We start from the raw sequence: 13,198 nt of genomic DNA on the forward strand, positions 1-13,198 counted from the left end.
TCAACGCTTTGTAAACCTTTGCTTATCTCGCTTTTAAACCGCTTCTTTTCGTGTATATTTCCACCACTTCAGTGGCTCTCTTCTCGCGGAATGACACAATGATTCGTAAATACTGGTGGCTGGTCGTCTTTGCAATCTCCGTTTTCCTTTTCGATGCCCTCCTGATGCAGTGGATTGAACTGATGAGCACCGAAACCGACAAGTGCCGCAATATGAACTCCGTCAATCCGCTGAAATTAGTGAACTGTTCAGAACTCGATTAACACCCTGCCGTCACCAATCTCCCCGTATTACCCACTAAAAACGGGGATTTAAATCCCTTTGAGCCGTTACCTGACGGTGATAATGTCTCGCCCTTCTCAACCTCTCCTGCGTAACGTCATACTCGAGTAGAACCGACCATGCTGGTTAGCCAATACAACCCTATCCTTGTAGCCCTCTCCTTTGCTGTTGCCATCCTTGCTGCTTACACCGCGCTGAATATGGCTGCACGCGTCGCCGGGAGTCAGGGTGTCGCAGCCCGCATCTGGCTGGCGGGAGGCGGTGTTGCGATGGGCATTGGCGTATGGGCCATGCACTTTATCGGCATGCTGGCGATGGATCTCTCCATGAGCATGAGCTACAACGCGACCCTGACGATTTTATCTATGGTCATCGCCGTGGGGTCGTCACTGTTTGCGCTATGGCTCGTCAGCTGTGAACAGCTGCGCATGCGCCGCCTGCTCCCCGGCGCTCTGGTAATGGGAATCGGTATTGTTGCCATGCATTACACCGGTATGGCGGCGCTGGAGGTGAGGCCGGGGATCGTTTGGGATACGCTGTGGGTGGCCATTTCGGTCGTGATTGCGCTTGCCGCTTCGCTTGCAGCATTGTGGCTGACCTTCCGCCTGCGTCACGAAGCCGCTCAGGTGGTGCTGATGCGCCTGGGTGCCGCCATCACGATGGGAATTGCTATCGCCGGTATGCACTACGCCGGGATGAAGGCCGCGCAGTTTCCAATGTCCACCATGGTTCACCATCAGGGTATTAACGGCAGCTGGCTGGCCGTGCTGGTCAGCGTCGTCGCGCTCTCTATTCTTGGGATCACCCTGCTGGTGTCGATGCTGGATGCCCGCCTGCAGGCACGAACCGCCCTTCTGGCCTCGTCGCTGGCAGAAGCGAACCGGGAACTTGCGCAGCTGGCGCTGCACGATACGCTGACGCGTCTGCCCAACCGTATCCTGCTGGAGGACCGGCTCGATCAGGCCATCAGCAAAGCTGACCGTGAAGGTACCCATTTCGCCCTGATGTTCATGGATCTCGACGGTTTTAAAGCCATCAATGACGCCTACGGCCATGATGTCGGTGACAGGCTGCTGGTCGCCGTTACGCAGCGTCTGCTGCATCTCCTGAAGGGCCAGTTTACCCTTGCACGCATTGGCGGCGATGAGTTTGTTCTGCTGGCTGAGGGAGAAGGTCCGGACGATGCGGCCTCGCTGGCAAATTCGCTGGTGCGGGCGATCGATAGCCCGTTCACTCTCGACCCCTACGAACTGGTGGTAACGCTTAGCATTGGTATCGCCCTGTACCCTCACGACGGCAAAACCGAACGTGAGCTGATGTTTAACGCCGACGCGGCGATGTATCACACCAAGCATATGGGCCGAAACGGCTATCACTTTTTCCAGCCCTCCATGAACACTCTGGCGCAGACCCATCTTCAGTTAATGAACGATCTGTGGATGGCCGTCGATCGCAATGAACTGCGCCTGCTTTATCAGCCAAAGTTTCACGCGCCCGCAGGCCCTCTCCTCGGATTTGAAGCGCTGCTGCGCTGGCAGCATCCGAAGCAGGGTTTACTGACGCCGGATCTTTTCCTGCCGCTGGCGGAAAAAACCGGGCTTATCATCCCTATTGGTAACTGGGTGCTCAACGAAGCCTGTCGCCAGCTGAGAGAATGGCATCTGCAGGGGCATCGAAACTGGTCAATGGCAGTAAACCTGTCGACGCTGCAGTTCGAACAGCCCTCGCTGGTTAAAACAGTGCTCGACTGCCTGGAGCGTCACCACGTCCCGCCGGAAATGTTAATCCTGGAAGTCACGGAAACCACGGCGATGAGCAACCCCGATGAGAGCGTGCGGGTGCTGACAGAGCTGACGGATGCTGGGGTGAAAGCCTCGATTGATGATTTTGGGACCGGATATTCGAGCCTGCTGTATCTCAAGCGTTTACCGGCCTGTGAATTGAAGATAGACAGAGCATTTGTGAAAGAGTTAAGCGGTGAAAGCGAGGATGCCACCATTGTCTCTGCGATTGTGGCCCTCGCGAAAACGCTCAACCTGAAAGTCGTGGCCGAAGGTGTGGAAACCGAAGCGCAGCAAGCCTTTTTGACGGAGCTGGGCTGTAATACCTTACAGGGTTATCTGTTAGGTAAACCCGCCAGCGCGCAGACCATCGAGGCGCTTTGTGCACGGGGTGAAATGTTGCCAGGCGCTGAGCCGAAATCATTATGAGGCGACACGCGCAAGAGAGGGAGTGTCGCCAGAATATTGTCGACCAGGGCTGGCGCCTGCTGATAAAGATTAAAACTGTCGGTATTCATTAACCAGTTTTTAATGATGCCGCTAAAAAAACCGTGGAATACGATCATGGTCAGCTCAACGTTCACCTGCGACGAAATGATGTTTCGAGAAATACATTTTTCCAGCGTAACGCGCAAAGAATCATAATTGAACCCAATACGTTTCCGAATTTCATCCTCTGAAATCATATCGCTAGTAAATTCACATTTATGATACAAAATTTGTAATAGCGCACATTGACGGGGTTCGCGTGCGATATACTGAAGCGCAGTAATGAATTGCTCACGAAGTATTAACAACGGATCATCATTTTCGGAGAGAGAAAGCCTGTCGCGAATGATGTCACGTAGCGGTAATTGCTGTTCCCAAATGGCATTAAATATCTCTGCTTTACTGGTAAAGTGCCAGTAGATAGCACCACGCGTAACCTTTGCGGCATCGGCGATATCCGTCAGCGTCGTGCTGGCTACGCCTCGCGTCGCAAACTGCCCGATAGCCGCCTCAATCAACTGCTGTCGGGTTTGTTGAGCCTCTTCTTTCTTTTTACGCGCCATTGACAGCTACTCTTTACTCGCAGGGTATATACATAACATCAGGTTCGGATGGCTGGAAGTATTCACTAAAAGCCGTTTTAATTTTGCACAAAAAAAGTCAATTTACTTAATCTATAAACAATCTAAATACATGCCCGGAATTAAATTCACGGAACGAATAAATTTACCGGTTAAGCTCTATTAGCCTGATTTAACGGGCAGAAGTATAGCCGTATTTTCTACGGGACTGATTCTGATTTTCCTCTCAGGCCTCGTCATTCGCACTTATAAATTAAAAAACATTAAATACCCTCATTATTATACGCAGCTACATTTTATTTTTTCCCTCTGCCCCACTACCGATCTACGGCAAACATCGGTTAATGGGTATTTAAAGGAACAGTCATGACGAATCATTTCAGACGTTTACCCTTAGCCGGTTTCATTGTCTGCGCTGTACTGCTCACCGGATGCGATGGCCAGGAAAATCAACAACAACATGCACAGGCGCCTCAGGTCAGCGTTCATATCGTGAAAAGTGCGCCGCTGGCCGTCACAACTGAACTCCCGGGCAGAACAGATGCGTTCCGCGTTGCGGAGGTTCGTCCACAGGTTAGCGGTATCATTCTGCGTCGCAACTTCACGGAAGGTAGCGATGTAAAAGCCGGGGACTCACTTTATCAAATTGATCCTGCGACCTATCAGGCGGCTTACGACAGCGCGAAAGGCGAACTGGCAAAGGCGCAGGCGGCGGCCAATATTGCACACCTGACGGTGAAACGTTATCTCCCACTGGTGGGAACACAGTATGTCAGTAAACAAGAGTATGACCAGGCCGTGGCCACGGCCCAGCAGGCAGATGCCAGCGTTGTCGCCGCAAAAGCGGGCGTTGAAAGCGCACGTATCAACCTTGCGTATACCAAAGTAACGTCCCCTGTCGATGGCCGCATCGGCAAATCCAGCGTGACGGAAGGGGCGCTCGTGACGAACGGGCAGGCCGCAGCGCTGGCGACGGTCCAGCAGCTTGATCCGATTTATGTCGATGTGACCCAGTCGAGCAATGAATTTATGCGCCTGAAGCAGACGAGCCTGCAAAAAGGCGACACGGCCAGCAGCGTTGAGCTGCTGATGGAGAATGGTCAGCCCTATCCGCTGAAAGGCACCCTGCAGTTCTCCGACGTTACGGTGGATGAAAGCACCGGCTCAATCACGCTGCGCGCCATTTTCCCGAATCCTCAACACCTACTGTTACCGGGGATGTTCGTTCGCGCCCGCATTGATGAAGGCACACAGCCAGATGCCATTCTGGTTCCGCAGCAGGGCGTGACCCGAACGCCGCGAGGCGACGCAACCGTGCTGGTGGTTAATGATAAAAACCAGGTTGAATCACGTACCGTCGTTGCGCCTCAGGCCATTGGCGACCGCTGGCTTGTGACGGAAGGGCTGAAAAACGGTGACCGCGTGATCGTCAGCGGATTACAAAAAGTCAGACCAGGGGCTACCGTCGTCGCCACGCCAGATACCACCACGACTCCCGCCAGTTAAGGAACGACGACATGGCTAATTTCTTTATTCAAAGGCCGGTTTTCGCCTGGGTACTTGCCATCATTTTGATGATTGCAGGCGGGCTGGCCATTCTCAAACTGCCCGTCGCCCAGTATCCGACGATTGCTCCGCCAGCCGTGGCGATTTCTGCGACCTACCCCGGCGCTGATGCCCAGACGGTGCAGGATACCGTGACCCAGGTTATCGAACAGAACATGAACGGTATCGACAACCTGATGTACATGTCTTCCACCAGCGATTCAGCAGGTAATGTCACCATCACACTGACCTTCGAGTCAGGAACGGATCCGGACATCGCCCAGGTGCAGGTGCAGAACAAACTGCAGCTCGCCATGCCGCTGCTGCCGCAAGAGGTACAGCAGCAAGGGATTGGCGTTGAGAAATCCAGCAGCAGCTTCCTGCTGGTCGCCGGTTTTGTTTCGGACAACAAAAACCTCACTCAGGATGATATCTCCGACTATGTCGCCTCGAACGTCAAAGATGCTATCAGCCGAACGACGGGTGTCGGCGACGTTCAGCTGTTTGGCGCCCAGTATGCGATGCGCATCTGGCTCGACAGCAACGCGATGAATAAATACCAGCTGACGCCGCTGGATATTATCAACCAGCTGAAAACGCAGAACGACCAGATAGCGGCAGGTCAGTTGGGCGGTACGCCATCGGTTCCTGGACAGCAGTTGAATGCCTCCATCATCGCGCAAACTCGCCTGAAATCACCGGAAGAGTTTGGCCGCGTGACGCTCAAGGTGAACCAGGACGGCTCGATGGTTCACCTGAAGGATGTCGCTCGCATTGAGCTCGGCGGCGAAAACTACAATATGGTGACCAAAATCAACGGGCAGGCAGCAACCGGCCTTGGGATTAAGCTGGCAACCGGGGCAAACGCGCTGGATACCGCGGCAGCCATCAAGAGCAAACTGGCGCAACTGCAACAGTTCTTCCCGCAGGGGTTGAAGGTCGTCTATCCCTATGACACCACGCCTTTTGTGAAAATCTCCATTCATGAAGTGGTGAAGACCCTGTTTGAAGCGATCGTTCTGGTCTTCCTGGTCATGTACCTGTTCCTGCAAAACCTGCGCGCGACGCTCATTCCGACTATCGCGGTGCCGGTGGTTCTGCTGGGTACCTTCGCGGTTCTTGCGGCGTTCGGTTTCTCCATCAACACCCTGACGATGTTCGGGATGGTACTGGCGATAGGGCTACTCGTTGATGACGCCATCGTGGTGGTCGAGAACGTTGAGCGCGTGATGGTAGAGGACAAGCTGCCGCCGAAAGAGGCCACGCAGAAGTCGATGGAGCAGATCCAGGGCGCGCTGGTGGGGATCGCGATGGTTCTCTCGGCGGTCTTTGTCCCGATGGCCTTTTTTGGTGGCTCGACGGGCGCCATCTATCGCCAGTTCTCGCTGACTATCGTTTCCGCCATGGCCCTCTCCGTGCTGGTTGCGCTGATCCTGACGCCCGCACTCTGCGCAACGCTGCTTAAGCCCGTTTCTGGCGATCATCATGAGAAGAAAGGAGGGTTCTTTGGCTGGTTCAATGCGCTCTTTGATAAAAGCGTGGAGCACTACAGCAACAGCGTAAGCGGTATTTTGCGTAAGACCGGCCGCTATCTGGTGGTGTACGTCCTTATTGTCGGTGGGATGGCGGTGCTGTTCCTGCGCTTACCTACCTCCTTCCTGCCTGAAGAGGATCAGGGGGTATTTATGACGATGGTTCAACTCCCGGCGGGTGCGACCCAGACGCGTACTCAGCAGGTTCTCGACCAGGTTCAGGACTATTATCTGACCCAAGAGAAAGCGAACGTTGAATCCGTCTTTACCGTTAACGGCTTTAGCTTTAGCGGTCAGGGCCAGAACTCCGGTATCGCCTTCGTCAGCCTGAAGCCCTGGGAAGAACGTTCCGGGGAGAAAAATAGCGTTGAGGCCATCGTGGGCCGAGCGACAAAAGCGTTCAGCCAGATTAAAGACGGCCTTGTATTTCCGTTTAACCTGCCTGCCATTATCGAACTGGGAACCGCAACGGGCTTCGACTTTGAACTTATCGATCAGGCAAACCTGGGGCATACCCAGCTGACGCAGGCGCGTAATCAGCTGCTCGGCATGGTGAAAGAGCACCCTGACCTGCTGGTTCGCGTGCGTCCTAACGGCCTGGAGGATACACCGCAGTTCAAACTGGATGTCGATCAGGAGAAAGCGCAGGCGCTGGGGATTAGCATTTCTGACGTCAACCAGACGATATCGACGGCGTTGGGTGGTACCTATGTGAATGACTTTATCGATCATGGCCGCGTGAAAAAAGTTTACGTCCAGGCGGATGCGAAATTCCGAATGTTGCCGGGGGACATCAACAATCTCTACGTGCGCAGCGCGAATGGGGAAATGGTGCCGTTCTCATCCTTTAGCAGCGCTCACTGGGTTTACGGTTCTCCTCGTCTGGAACGCTATAACGGCATGCCGTCCATGGAGATCCTCGGTGAGTCAGCCCCAGGGAAAAGTACCGGTGAGGCCATGGTGATGATGGAAAGCCTGGCGGCAAAACTGCCTTCCGGCATCGGCTATGACTGGACGGGAATGTCTTATCAGGAACGCCTTTCCGGTAACCAGGCGCCTGCACTGTACGCCATTTCACTGATCGTGGTGTTCCTGTGCCTGGCAGCGCTGTATGAAAGCTGGTCCATTCCATTCTCCGTTATGCTGGTTGTGCCGTTGGGGGTCATCGGGGCGCTTCTCGCAGCCTCAATGCGTGGGTTAAACAATGACGTCTATTTCCAGGTCGGACTGCTGACCACGATTGGTCTGTCGGCAAAAAACGCCATCCTGATCGTCGAATTTGCTAAGGACCTGATGGATAAAGAAGGTAAAGGTATCATTGAGGCCACGCTGGAAGCCTCAAGAATGCGCCTTCGCCCGATCCTGATGACCTCCCTGGCCTTCATTCTTGGCGTCATGCCGCTGGTAATTAGCACCGGAGCCGGGAGCGGCGCGCAAAACGCCGTCGGTACGGGCGTTATGGGAGGCATGCTTTCCGCAACCCTGCTGGCTATTTTCTTTGTACCCGTTTTCTTTGTGGTCGTCCGCCGACGCTTTACCCGCCATAAAGATTAACCTTCTCGAAAAAGGCACCTCTGGTGCCTTTTTTATTTTTAAGATAAACAATGAATTAGATATTAAGCAAACGCCATGTTAAAAATACGATGATTTGCATTAAGTAAAAACACTCTCTTACGTCTTCACAATGTCTCCATTAATTCGTCCGGAAACCGACTTTTCTCCACGATTTTTACAAACTACATAATTTGAGATTATTCCTCGTGTAACGTGGACTTACCCCGGTGGTAAAATAACCTCCAGTTCGTTAATTGCCCTCCTGGCTTTATAGCGGACGAGAAATAATACTGAGGTAACATCATGAAAAGATTCATTTCCGTTGCACTTCTCGCTGCGCTGCTTGCTGGTTGCGCGCACGACTCTCCATGTGTACCGGTTTACGACGACCAGGGCCGACTGGTTCATACCAATACCTGTATGAAAGGCACCACTCAGGATAACTGGGAAACTGCAGGTGCTATCGCAGGCGGTGCTGCCGCAGTGGCGGGTTTGACGCTGGGTATTGTTGCCCTGACGAAGTAACATCAGTTAAGAAAGCGCGGCTCTGGCCGCGCTTTTGCTTTTAATCAGTGCACTATTTCCAAATAAGTAAAAAAATAGCCCCGTATTTATTCGCACCGCTTATTTCAGGCTAAGAACGGTCACATCTTTTTCGTACTCTCATTTAAATTATCGGTTCTAGTGTGATGATTTTCACACATTAATATTATTGAATACCCTGCCAATATTCACGCCAGAAACTATCTCTTCTTTTTCCTGACGCGACTCAAAACTTTTGCTCCAATTTGTGGCACAGGTTGTAATTTCGCACCGTTTCAGGGCGCTCGTTTTATTTAAGCCTGTCTACACTCAGCATTAAGCGTTCACTCATCTCTTATTTTGTCGAACGCAAAACTGGCATTACGTTTGCTTTATAAACGTTGGCCAAAGCCACAGACAGGTAAAGCGTTTAAAAACGTCTCTATAACGATAAATTTCGCCACACAGGATGCATTATGAAAAAGACGATGATAGCCAGCCTGGCCGCTGCCGGCATGATGTTTGCCGTAGCCGGTCAAGCCCATGCGGGAACGACACTGGATGCCGTTAAAAAGAAAGGTTTTGTTCAATGCGGTATCAGTGACGGTTTGCCTGGCTTCTCTTATGCCGATGCGAACGGCAAATTTACCGGTATTGATGTGGATGTCTGCCGTGGCGTCGCAGCAGCGGTTTTTGGTGATGACAGCAAAGTAAAATACACCCCGCTGACGGCGAAAGAGCGCTTTACGGCGCTGCAGTCCGGCGAGGTTGACATGCTTTCCCGTAATACCACCTGGACCTCCTCTCGCGACGCGGGTATGGGGATGTCATTTACGGGCGTGACCTATTATGACGGCATCGGCTTCCTGACCCACAATAAAGCGGGCCTGAAAAGCGCCAAAGAACTGGATGGCGCCACCGTGTGTATCCAGGCGGGTACCGATACCGAGCTGAACGTCGCGGATTATTTCAAAGCAAATAAGATGAAATACACCCCTGTGACTTTCGACCGCTCGGATGAATCAGCCAAAGCGCTGGAATCCGGTCGCTGCGACACCCTGGCCTCTGACCAGTCACAGCTGTATGCCTTACGCATTAAGCTGAGCAATCCGGCGGAATGGATTGTCCTGCCTGAAGTGATCTCCAAAGAACCTCTCGGACCGGTTGTGCGTCGTGGCGATGAAGACTGGTTCTCTATCGTTCGCTGGACGCTGTTTGCCATGCTGAATGCAGAAGAGATGGGCATCAACTCGAAAAACGTTGATGAGAAAGCGGCGAATCCTTCCACCCCGGATATGGCGCACCTGCTCGGTAAAGAAGGTGATTTCGGCAAAGATCTGAAGCTGGATAACAAGTGGGCTTACAACATCATCAAACAGGTGGGTAACTACGCAGAGATCTTCGAGCGTAACGTGGGATCGGAAAGCCCGCTGAAGATCAAACGCGGCCAGAACAATCTCTGGAATAACGGCGGTATTCAGTACGCGCCACCAGTACGTTAAGTCATAGCTGTAACGGGCACTGCTCGGGCAGTGCCCACTCCAGAGTCATGGTTACTGAGGTTTCTTTATGTCCCATCGCCGCTCAGCCGTAAAAGGATCGCTATCCTTTTCTCATCCCGCGGTCCGCGCCTGGCTATTCCAGATTATTGCTATTGTTGCGGTTGTTCTTATCGCCGTGTATCTCATCCATAACACCATCACTAACCTGAATAATCGCGGTATTACCTCCGGTTTTGCGTTTCTGGATCGCAGCGCGGGCTTTGGGATTGTTCAGCACCTTATCGACTATCAGGAGGGTGACACGTACGGACGCGTGTTTGTGGTCGGTTTACTGAATACGCTGTTGGTATCGGCACTTTGTATTGTCTTCGCGTCCATCCTGGGCTTCTTTATTGGGCTGGCGCGTCTTTCTGAAAACTGGCTGCTGCGAAAGCTTTCCACCATCTATATTGAGACGTTTCGCAACATCCCGCCGCTGCTGCAGATCTTCTTCTGGTATTTCGCGGTGCTGCGTAATCTTCCCGGTCCCCGCCAGGCCGTCGATGCGTTTGAGCTGTTTTTCCTGAGTAATCGTGGGTTATACATTCCCTCTCCGCAGGTGGCCGAAGGGATTTACGCCTTTATCGTCGCCATTATTGTTGCGCTCGCGATTTCCGTCGGCCTGTTCCGCTATAACCGTAAGCATCAGATTAAAACCGGACAGCTTCGTAAAACATGGCCAGTTGCCGCTGCGCTGATTGTTGGCTTACCGTTAGTTGCTCACTGGCTTTTTGGTGCAGCCTTGCACTGGGATATTCCTCACCTACGCGGGTTCAACTTCCAGGGTGGTATGGTGTTAATTCCTGAACTGGCAGCACTCACGCTGGCGCTTTCAATTTATACCTCCGCGTTTATTGCGGAAATCATCCGCTCCGGGATCCAGGCCGTGCCTTACGGGCAGCACGAGGCGGCACGTTCACTCGGTTTGCCGAATACCGTGACGCTTCGCCAGGTCATTATTCCGCAGGCTTTACGGGTGATCATTCCGCCCCTGACCAGCCAGTATCTCAACATTGTCAAAAACTCGTCGCTGGCCGCTGCCATTGGCTATCCCGATATGGTGTCCCTCTTCGCCGGAACCGTGCTTAACCAGACCGGACAGGCCATAGAAACCATTGCCATCACGATGTCTGTCTATCTGATCATCAGCCTGCTGATTTCGTTGCTGATGAACCTCTATAACCGTCGTATAGCACTGGTCGAGCGCTAAGGATCTATGATGACAAAAGCGATACTGTCGCACGCCTCGCGCCCTGCCCATTCGACAGGTGGACGTTTCATCCTCTGGGCGCGTAAGAATCTGTTCTCCAGCTGGAGTAACAGCCTGCTGACGATCGTCTGCCTGTGGCTGATGTGGGAATTGATTCCTCCCCTGCTGAGCTGGGCGTTTTTACAGGCCAACTGGGTCGGTACAACCAGGGCAGATTGCACTAAAGCTGGCGCCTGCTGGGTGTTTATCCATGAGCGCTTCGGCCAGTTCATGTATGGGTTGTATCCGCACGAACAGCGCTGGCGGATTAATCTGGCGCTGGTTATCGGCCTGCTCTCTGTTGCAGTCATGTTCTGGAAAAAGCTGCCTCACCGTGGACGCTATATTGCCGTTTGGGCGGTGGTTTATCCGATTATTGTCTGGGTGCTGCTGTATGGCGGTTTTCTCGGGCTGGAACGCGTTGAAACACGCCAATGGGGTGGGCTGACGCTGACGTTGATTATCGCTTCAGTAGGGATCGCCGGCGCGCTACCGTTGGGCATTTTACTCGCCCTGGGTCGCCGTTCAAAAATGCCGGTCGTACGCGTGCTCTCCGTTATCTTTATTGAGTTCTGGCGCGGCGTACCGCTTATCACCGTACTGTTTATGTCGTCGGTCATGCTGCCACTGTTTATGGCGGAAGGTACAACGATCGACAAGCTGATCCGTGCCCTAGTCGGGGTGATTCTCTTCCAGTCCGCTTATGTCGCTGAAGTTGTACGCGGTGGCCTGCAGGCATTGCCTAAAGGCCAGTACGAAGCGGCGGAATCGCTGGCGCTCGGTTACTGGAAAACGCAGGGGCTGGTGATCCTTCCGCAAGCGCTCAAGCTGGTTATCCCTGGGCTGGTCAATACGATCATTGCTCTCTTTAAAGATACCAGTCTGGTGATCATCATCGGATTGTTCGATCTCTTTAGCAGCGTGCAGCAGGCAACCGTTGACCCTGTCTGGCTGGGCATGTCCACCGAAGGATATGTCTTTGCTGCCCTGATCTACTGGATCTTTTGTTTTAGCATGTCGCGCTACAGCCAGCATCTGGAAAAGCGCTTTAACACCGGGCGTACACCGCACTGAGGAAATTATGAGCCAAATAACTATGACACCCGCCGACGCGATGATTACGCTGGAAAACGTGAACAAATGGTACGGACAGTTTCATGTCCTGAAGGATATTAATCTTAAGGTCAAGCAGGGAGAGCGCATCGTCCTGTGCGGCCCTTCTGGATCCGGGAAATCCACAACTATTCGCTGCATTAACCATCTTGAAGAGCATCAGCAAGGACGCATCGTGGTTGATGGCATCGAGCTGAATGAAGATATCCGCAATATCGAACGCGTGCGTCAGGAAGTGGGAATGGTATTTCAGCACTTTAATCTGTTTCCACACCTGACCGTTCTGCAGAACTGTACGCTTGCGCCGATTTGGGTCCGAAAGATGCCGAAACAGGAAGCGGAGGCGCTGGCGATGCACTACCTTGAACGCGTACGTATCGCGGAGCATGCCAATAAGTTTCCAGGTCAGATCTCGGGCGGGCAACAGCAGCGCGTGGCTATCGCCCGTTCGCTGTGCATGAAACCCAAAATCATGCTGTTTGACGAACCGACATCTGCGCTGGATCCCGAAATGGTGAAAGAAGTACTGGATACCATGATTGGGCTGGCCCAATCCGGCATGACGATGCTGTGCGTCACGCATGAGATGGGATTCGCGAGAACCGTGGCCGACCGGGTGATCTTTATGGATCGCGGGGAGATTGTTGAGCAGGCGCCGCCGGATGAGTTCTTTGCGCATCCGAAGTCAGAACGTACGCGAGCATTTTTATCGCAGGTGATCCATTAGTCGTTTGCTCTGCCGGGTGGCGGCTTCGCCTTACCCGGCCTACCGTTTTTCCGGCGCAGAAACGCAAAAAGGCCATCCTTGCGGATGGCCTCTTCACTTATTTGATGCCTGGCAGTTCCCTACTCTCACATGGGGAGACCCCACACTACCATCGGCGCTACGGCGTTTCACTTCTGAGTTCGGCATGGGGTCAGGTGGGACCACCGCGCTAAAGCCGCCAGGCAAATTCTGTTACTTCTTGCCGAACTTTAACCTAAGTATAAAGTGGTGCTGATACCCAGA

The 13,198-nt window shown here is 53.1% G+C and carries 10 protein-coding genes and 1 rRNA gene; 9 read left to right on the forward strand and 2 right to left on the reverse strand.

Annotated features, from left to right (window positions below; translation table 11 throughout):
• The first annotated feature begins 98 nt into the window (after positions 1 to 98).
• Complete coding sequence (locus IM273_RS01080) at positions 99 to 263, forward strand: DUF2556 family protein (RefSeq protein ID WP_014885446.1); 165 nt, start codon at positions 99 to 101, stop codon at positions 261 to 263.
• Between the two features lie 138 nt (positions 264 to 401).
• Complete coding sequence (locus IM273_RS01085; RefSeq protein WP_193050474.1) at positions 402 to 2,492, forward strand: bifunctional diguanylate cyclase/phosphodiesterase; 2,091 nt, start codon at positions 402 to 404, stop codon at positions 2,490 to 2,492.
• Here IM273_RS01085 and envR read toward each other — a convergent pair.
• Positions 2,399 to 3,115, reverse strand: coding sequence for an acrEF/envCD operon transcriptional regulator (gene envR, locus IM273_RS01090; RefSeq protein ID WP_193050472.1), 717 nt, complete (start codon positions 3,113 to 3,115; stop codon positions 2,399 to 2,401). The two genes, IM273_RS01085 and envR, sit on opposite strands and share 94 nt — an antisense overlap.
• A 384-nt stretch (positions 3,116 to 3,499) precedes the next feature.
• Here envR and IM273_RS01095 point away from each other — a divergent pair, with 384 nt between their 5' ends.
• The 7 genes from IM273_RS01095 (at position 3,500) to IM273_RS01125 (ending at position 12,916) form a co-directional block, all read left to right on the forward strand.
• Entirely contained in the window at positions 3,500 to 4,639 is a 1,140-nt protein-coding gene (locus tag IM273_RS01095; protein ID WP_028014617.1) for an efflux RND transporter periplasmic adaptor subunit, read from the forward strand.
• 11 nt (positions 4,640 to 4,650) lie between these two features.
• Entirely contained in the window at positions 4,651 to 7,764 is a 3,114-nt protein-coding gene (locus IM273_RS01100; RefSeq protein ID WP_193050470.1) for an efflux RND transporter permease subunit, read from the forward strand.
• 303 nt (positions 7,765 to 8,067) lie between these two features.
• Positions 8,068 to 8,289 carry a lipoprotein gene (locus IM273_RS01105; RefSeq protein ID WP_008502867.1) on the forward strand — a complete coding sequence of 74 codons (222 nt, stop codon included), beginning with the start codon at positions 8,068 to 8,070 and terminating at the stop codon, positions 8,287 to 8,289.
• Between the two features lie 473 nt (positions 8,290 to 8,762).
• Positions 8,763 to 9,788, forward strand: a complete 1,026-nt coding sequence (locus IM273_RS01110) for an amino acid ABC transporter substrate-binding protein (protein ID WP_045260443.1) — start codon at positions 8,763 to 8,765, stop codon at positions 9,786 to 9,788.
• Positions 9,789 to 9,855: 67 nt separating this feature from the next.
• A complete protein-coding gene (locus IM273_RS01115) occupies positions 9,856 to 11,037 on the forward strand; it encodes an amino acid ABC transporter permease (RefSeq protein ID WP_193050468.1) in 1,182 nt (393 codons plus the stop codon).
• Between the two features lie 9 nt (positions 11,038 to 11,046).
• Entirely contained in the window at positions 11,047 to 12,150 is a 1,104-nt protein-coding gene (locus tag IM273_RS01120; protein ID WP_193050535.1) for an amino acid ABC transporter permease, read from the forward strand.
• A 7-nt stretch (positions 12,151 to 12,157) separates the two neighbouring features.
• Entirely contained in the window at positions 12,158 to 12,916 is a 759-nt protein-coding gene (locus IM273_RS01125) for an amino acid ABC transporter ATP-binding protein (protein WP_014885454.1), read from the forward strand.
• A 106-nt stretch (positions 12,917 to 13,022) separates the two neighbouring features.
• Here IM273_RS01125 and rrf read toward each other — a convergent pair.
• Positions 13,023 to 13,138, reverse strand: a 5S ribosomal RNA gene (rrf, locus tag IM273_RS01130).
• Positions 13,139 to 13,198 lie beyond the last annotated feature (60 nt).

It is taken from the genome of Enterobacter cloacae complex sp. P13B, assembly GCF_014895915.1.
GTDB classification, from domain to species: domain Bacteria; phylum Pseudomonadota; class Gammaproteobacteria; order Enterobacterales; family Enterobacteriaceae; genus Enterobacter; species Enterobacter bugandensis.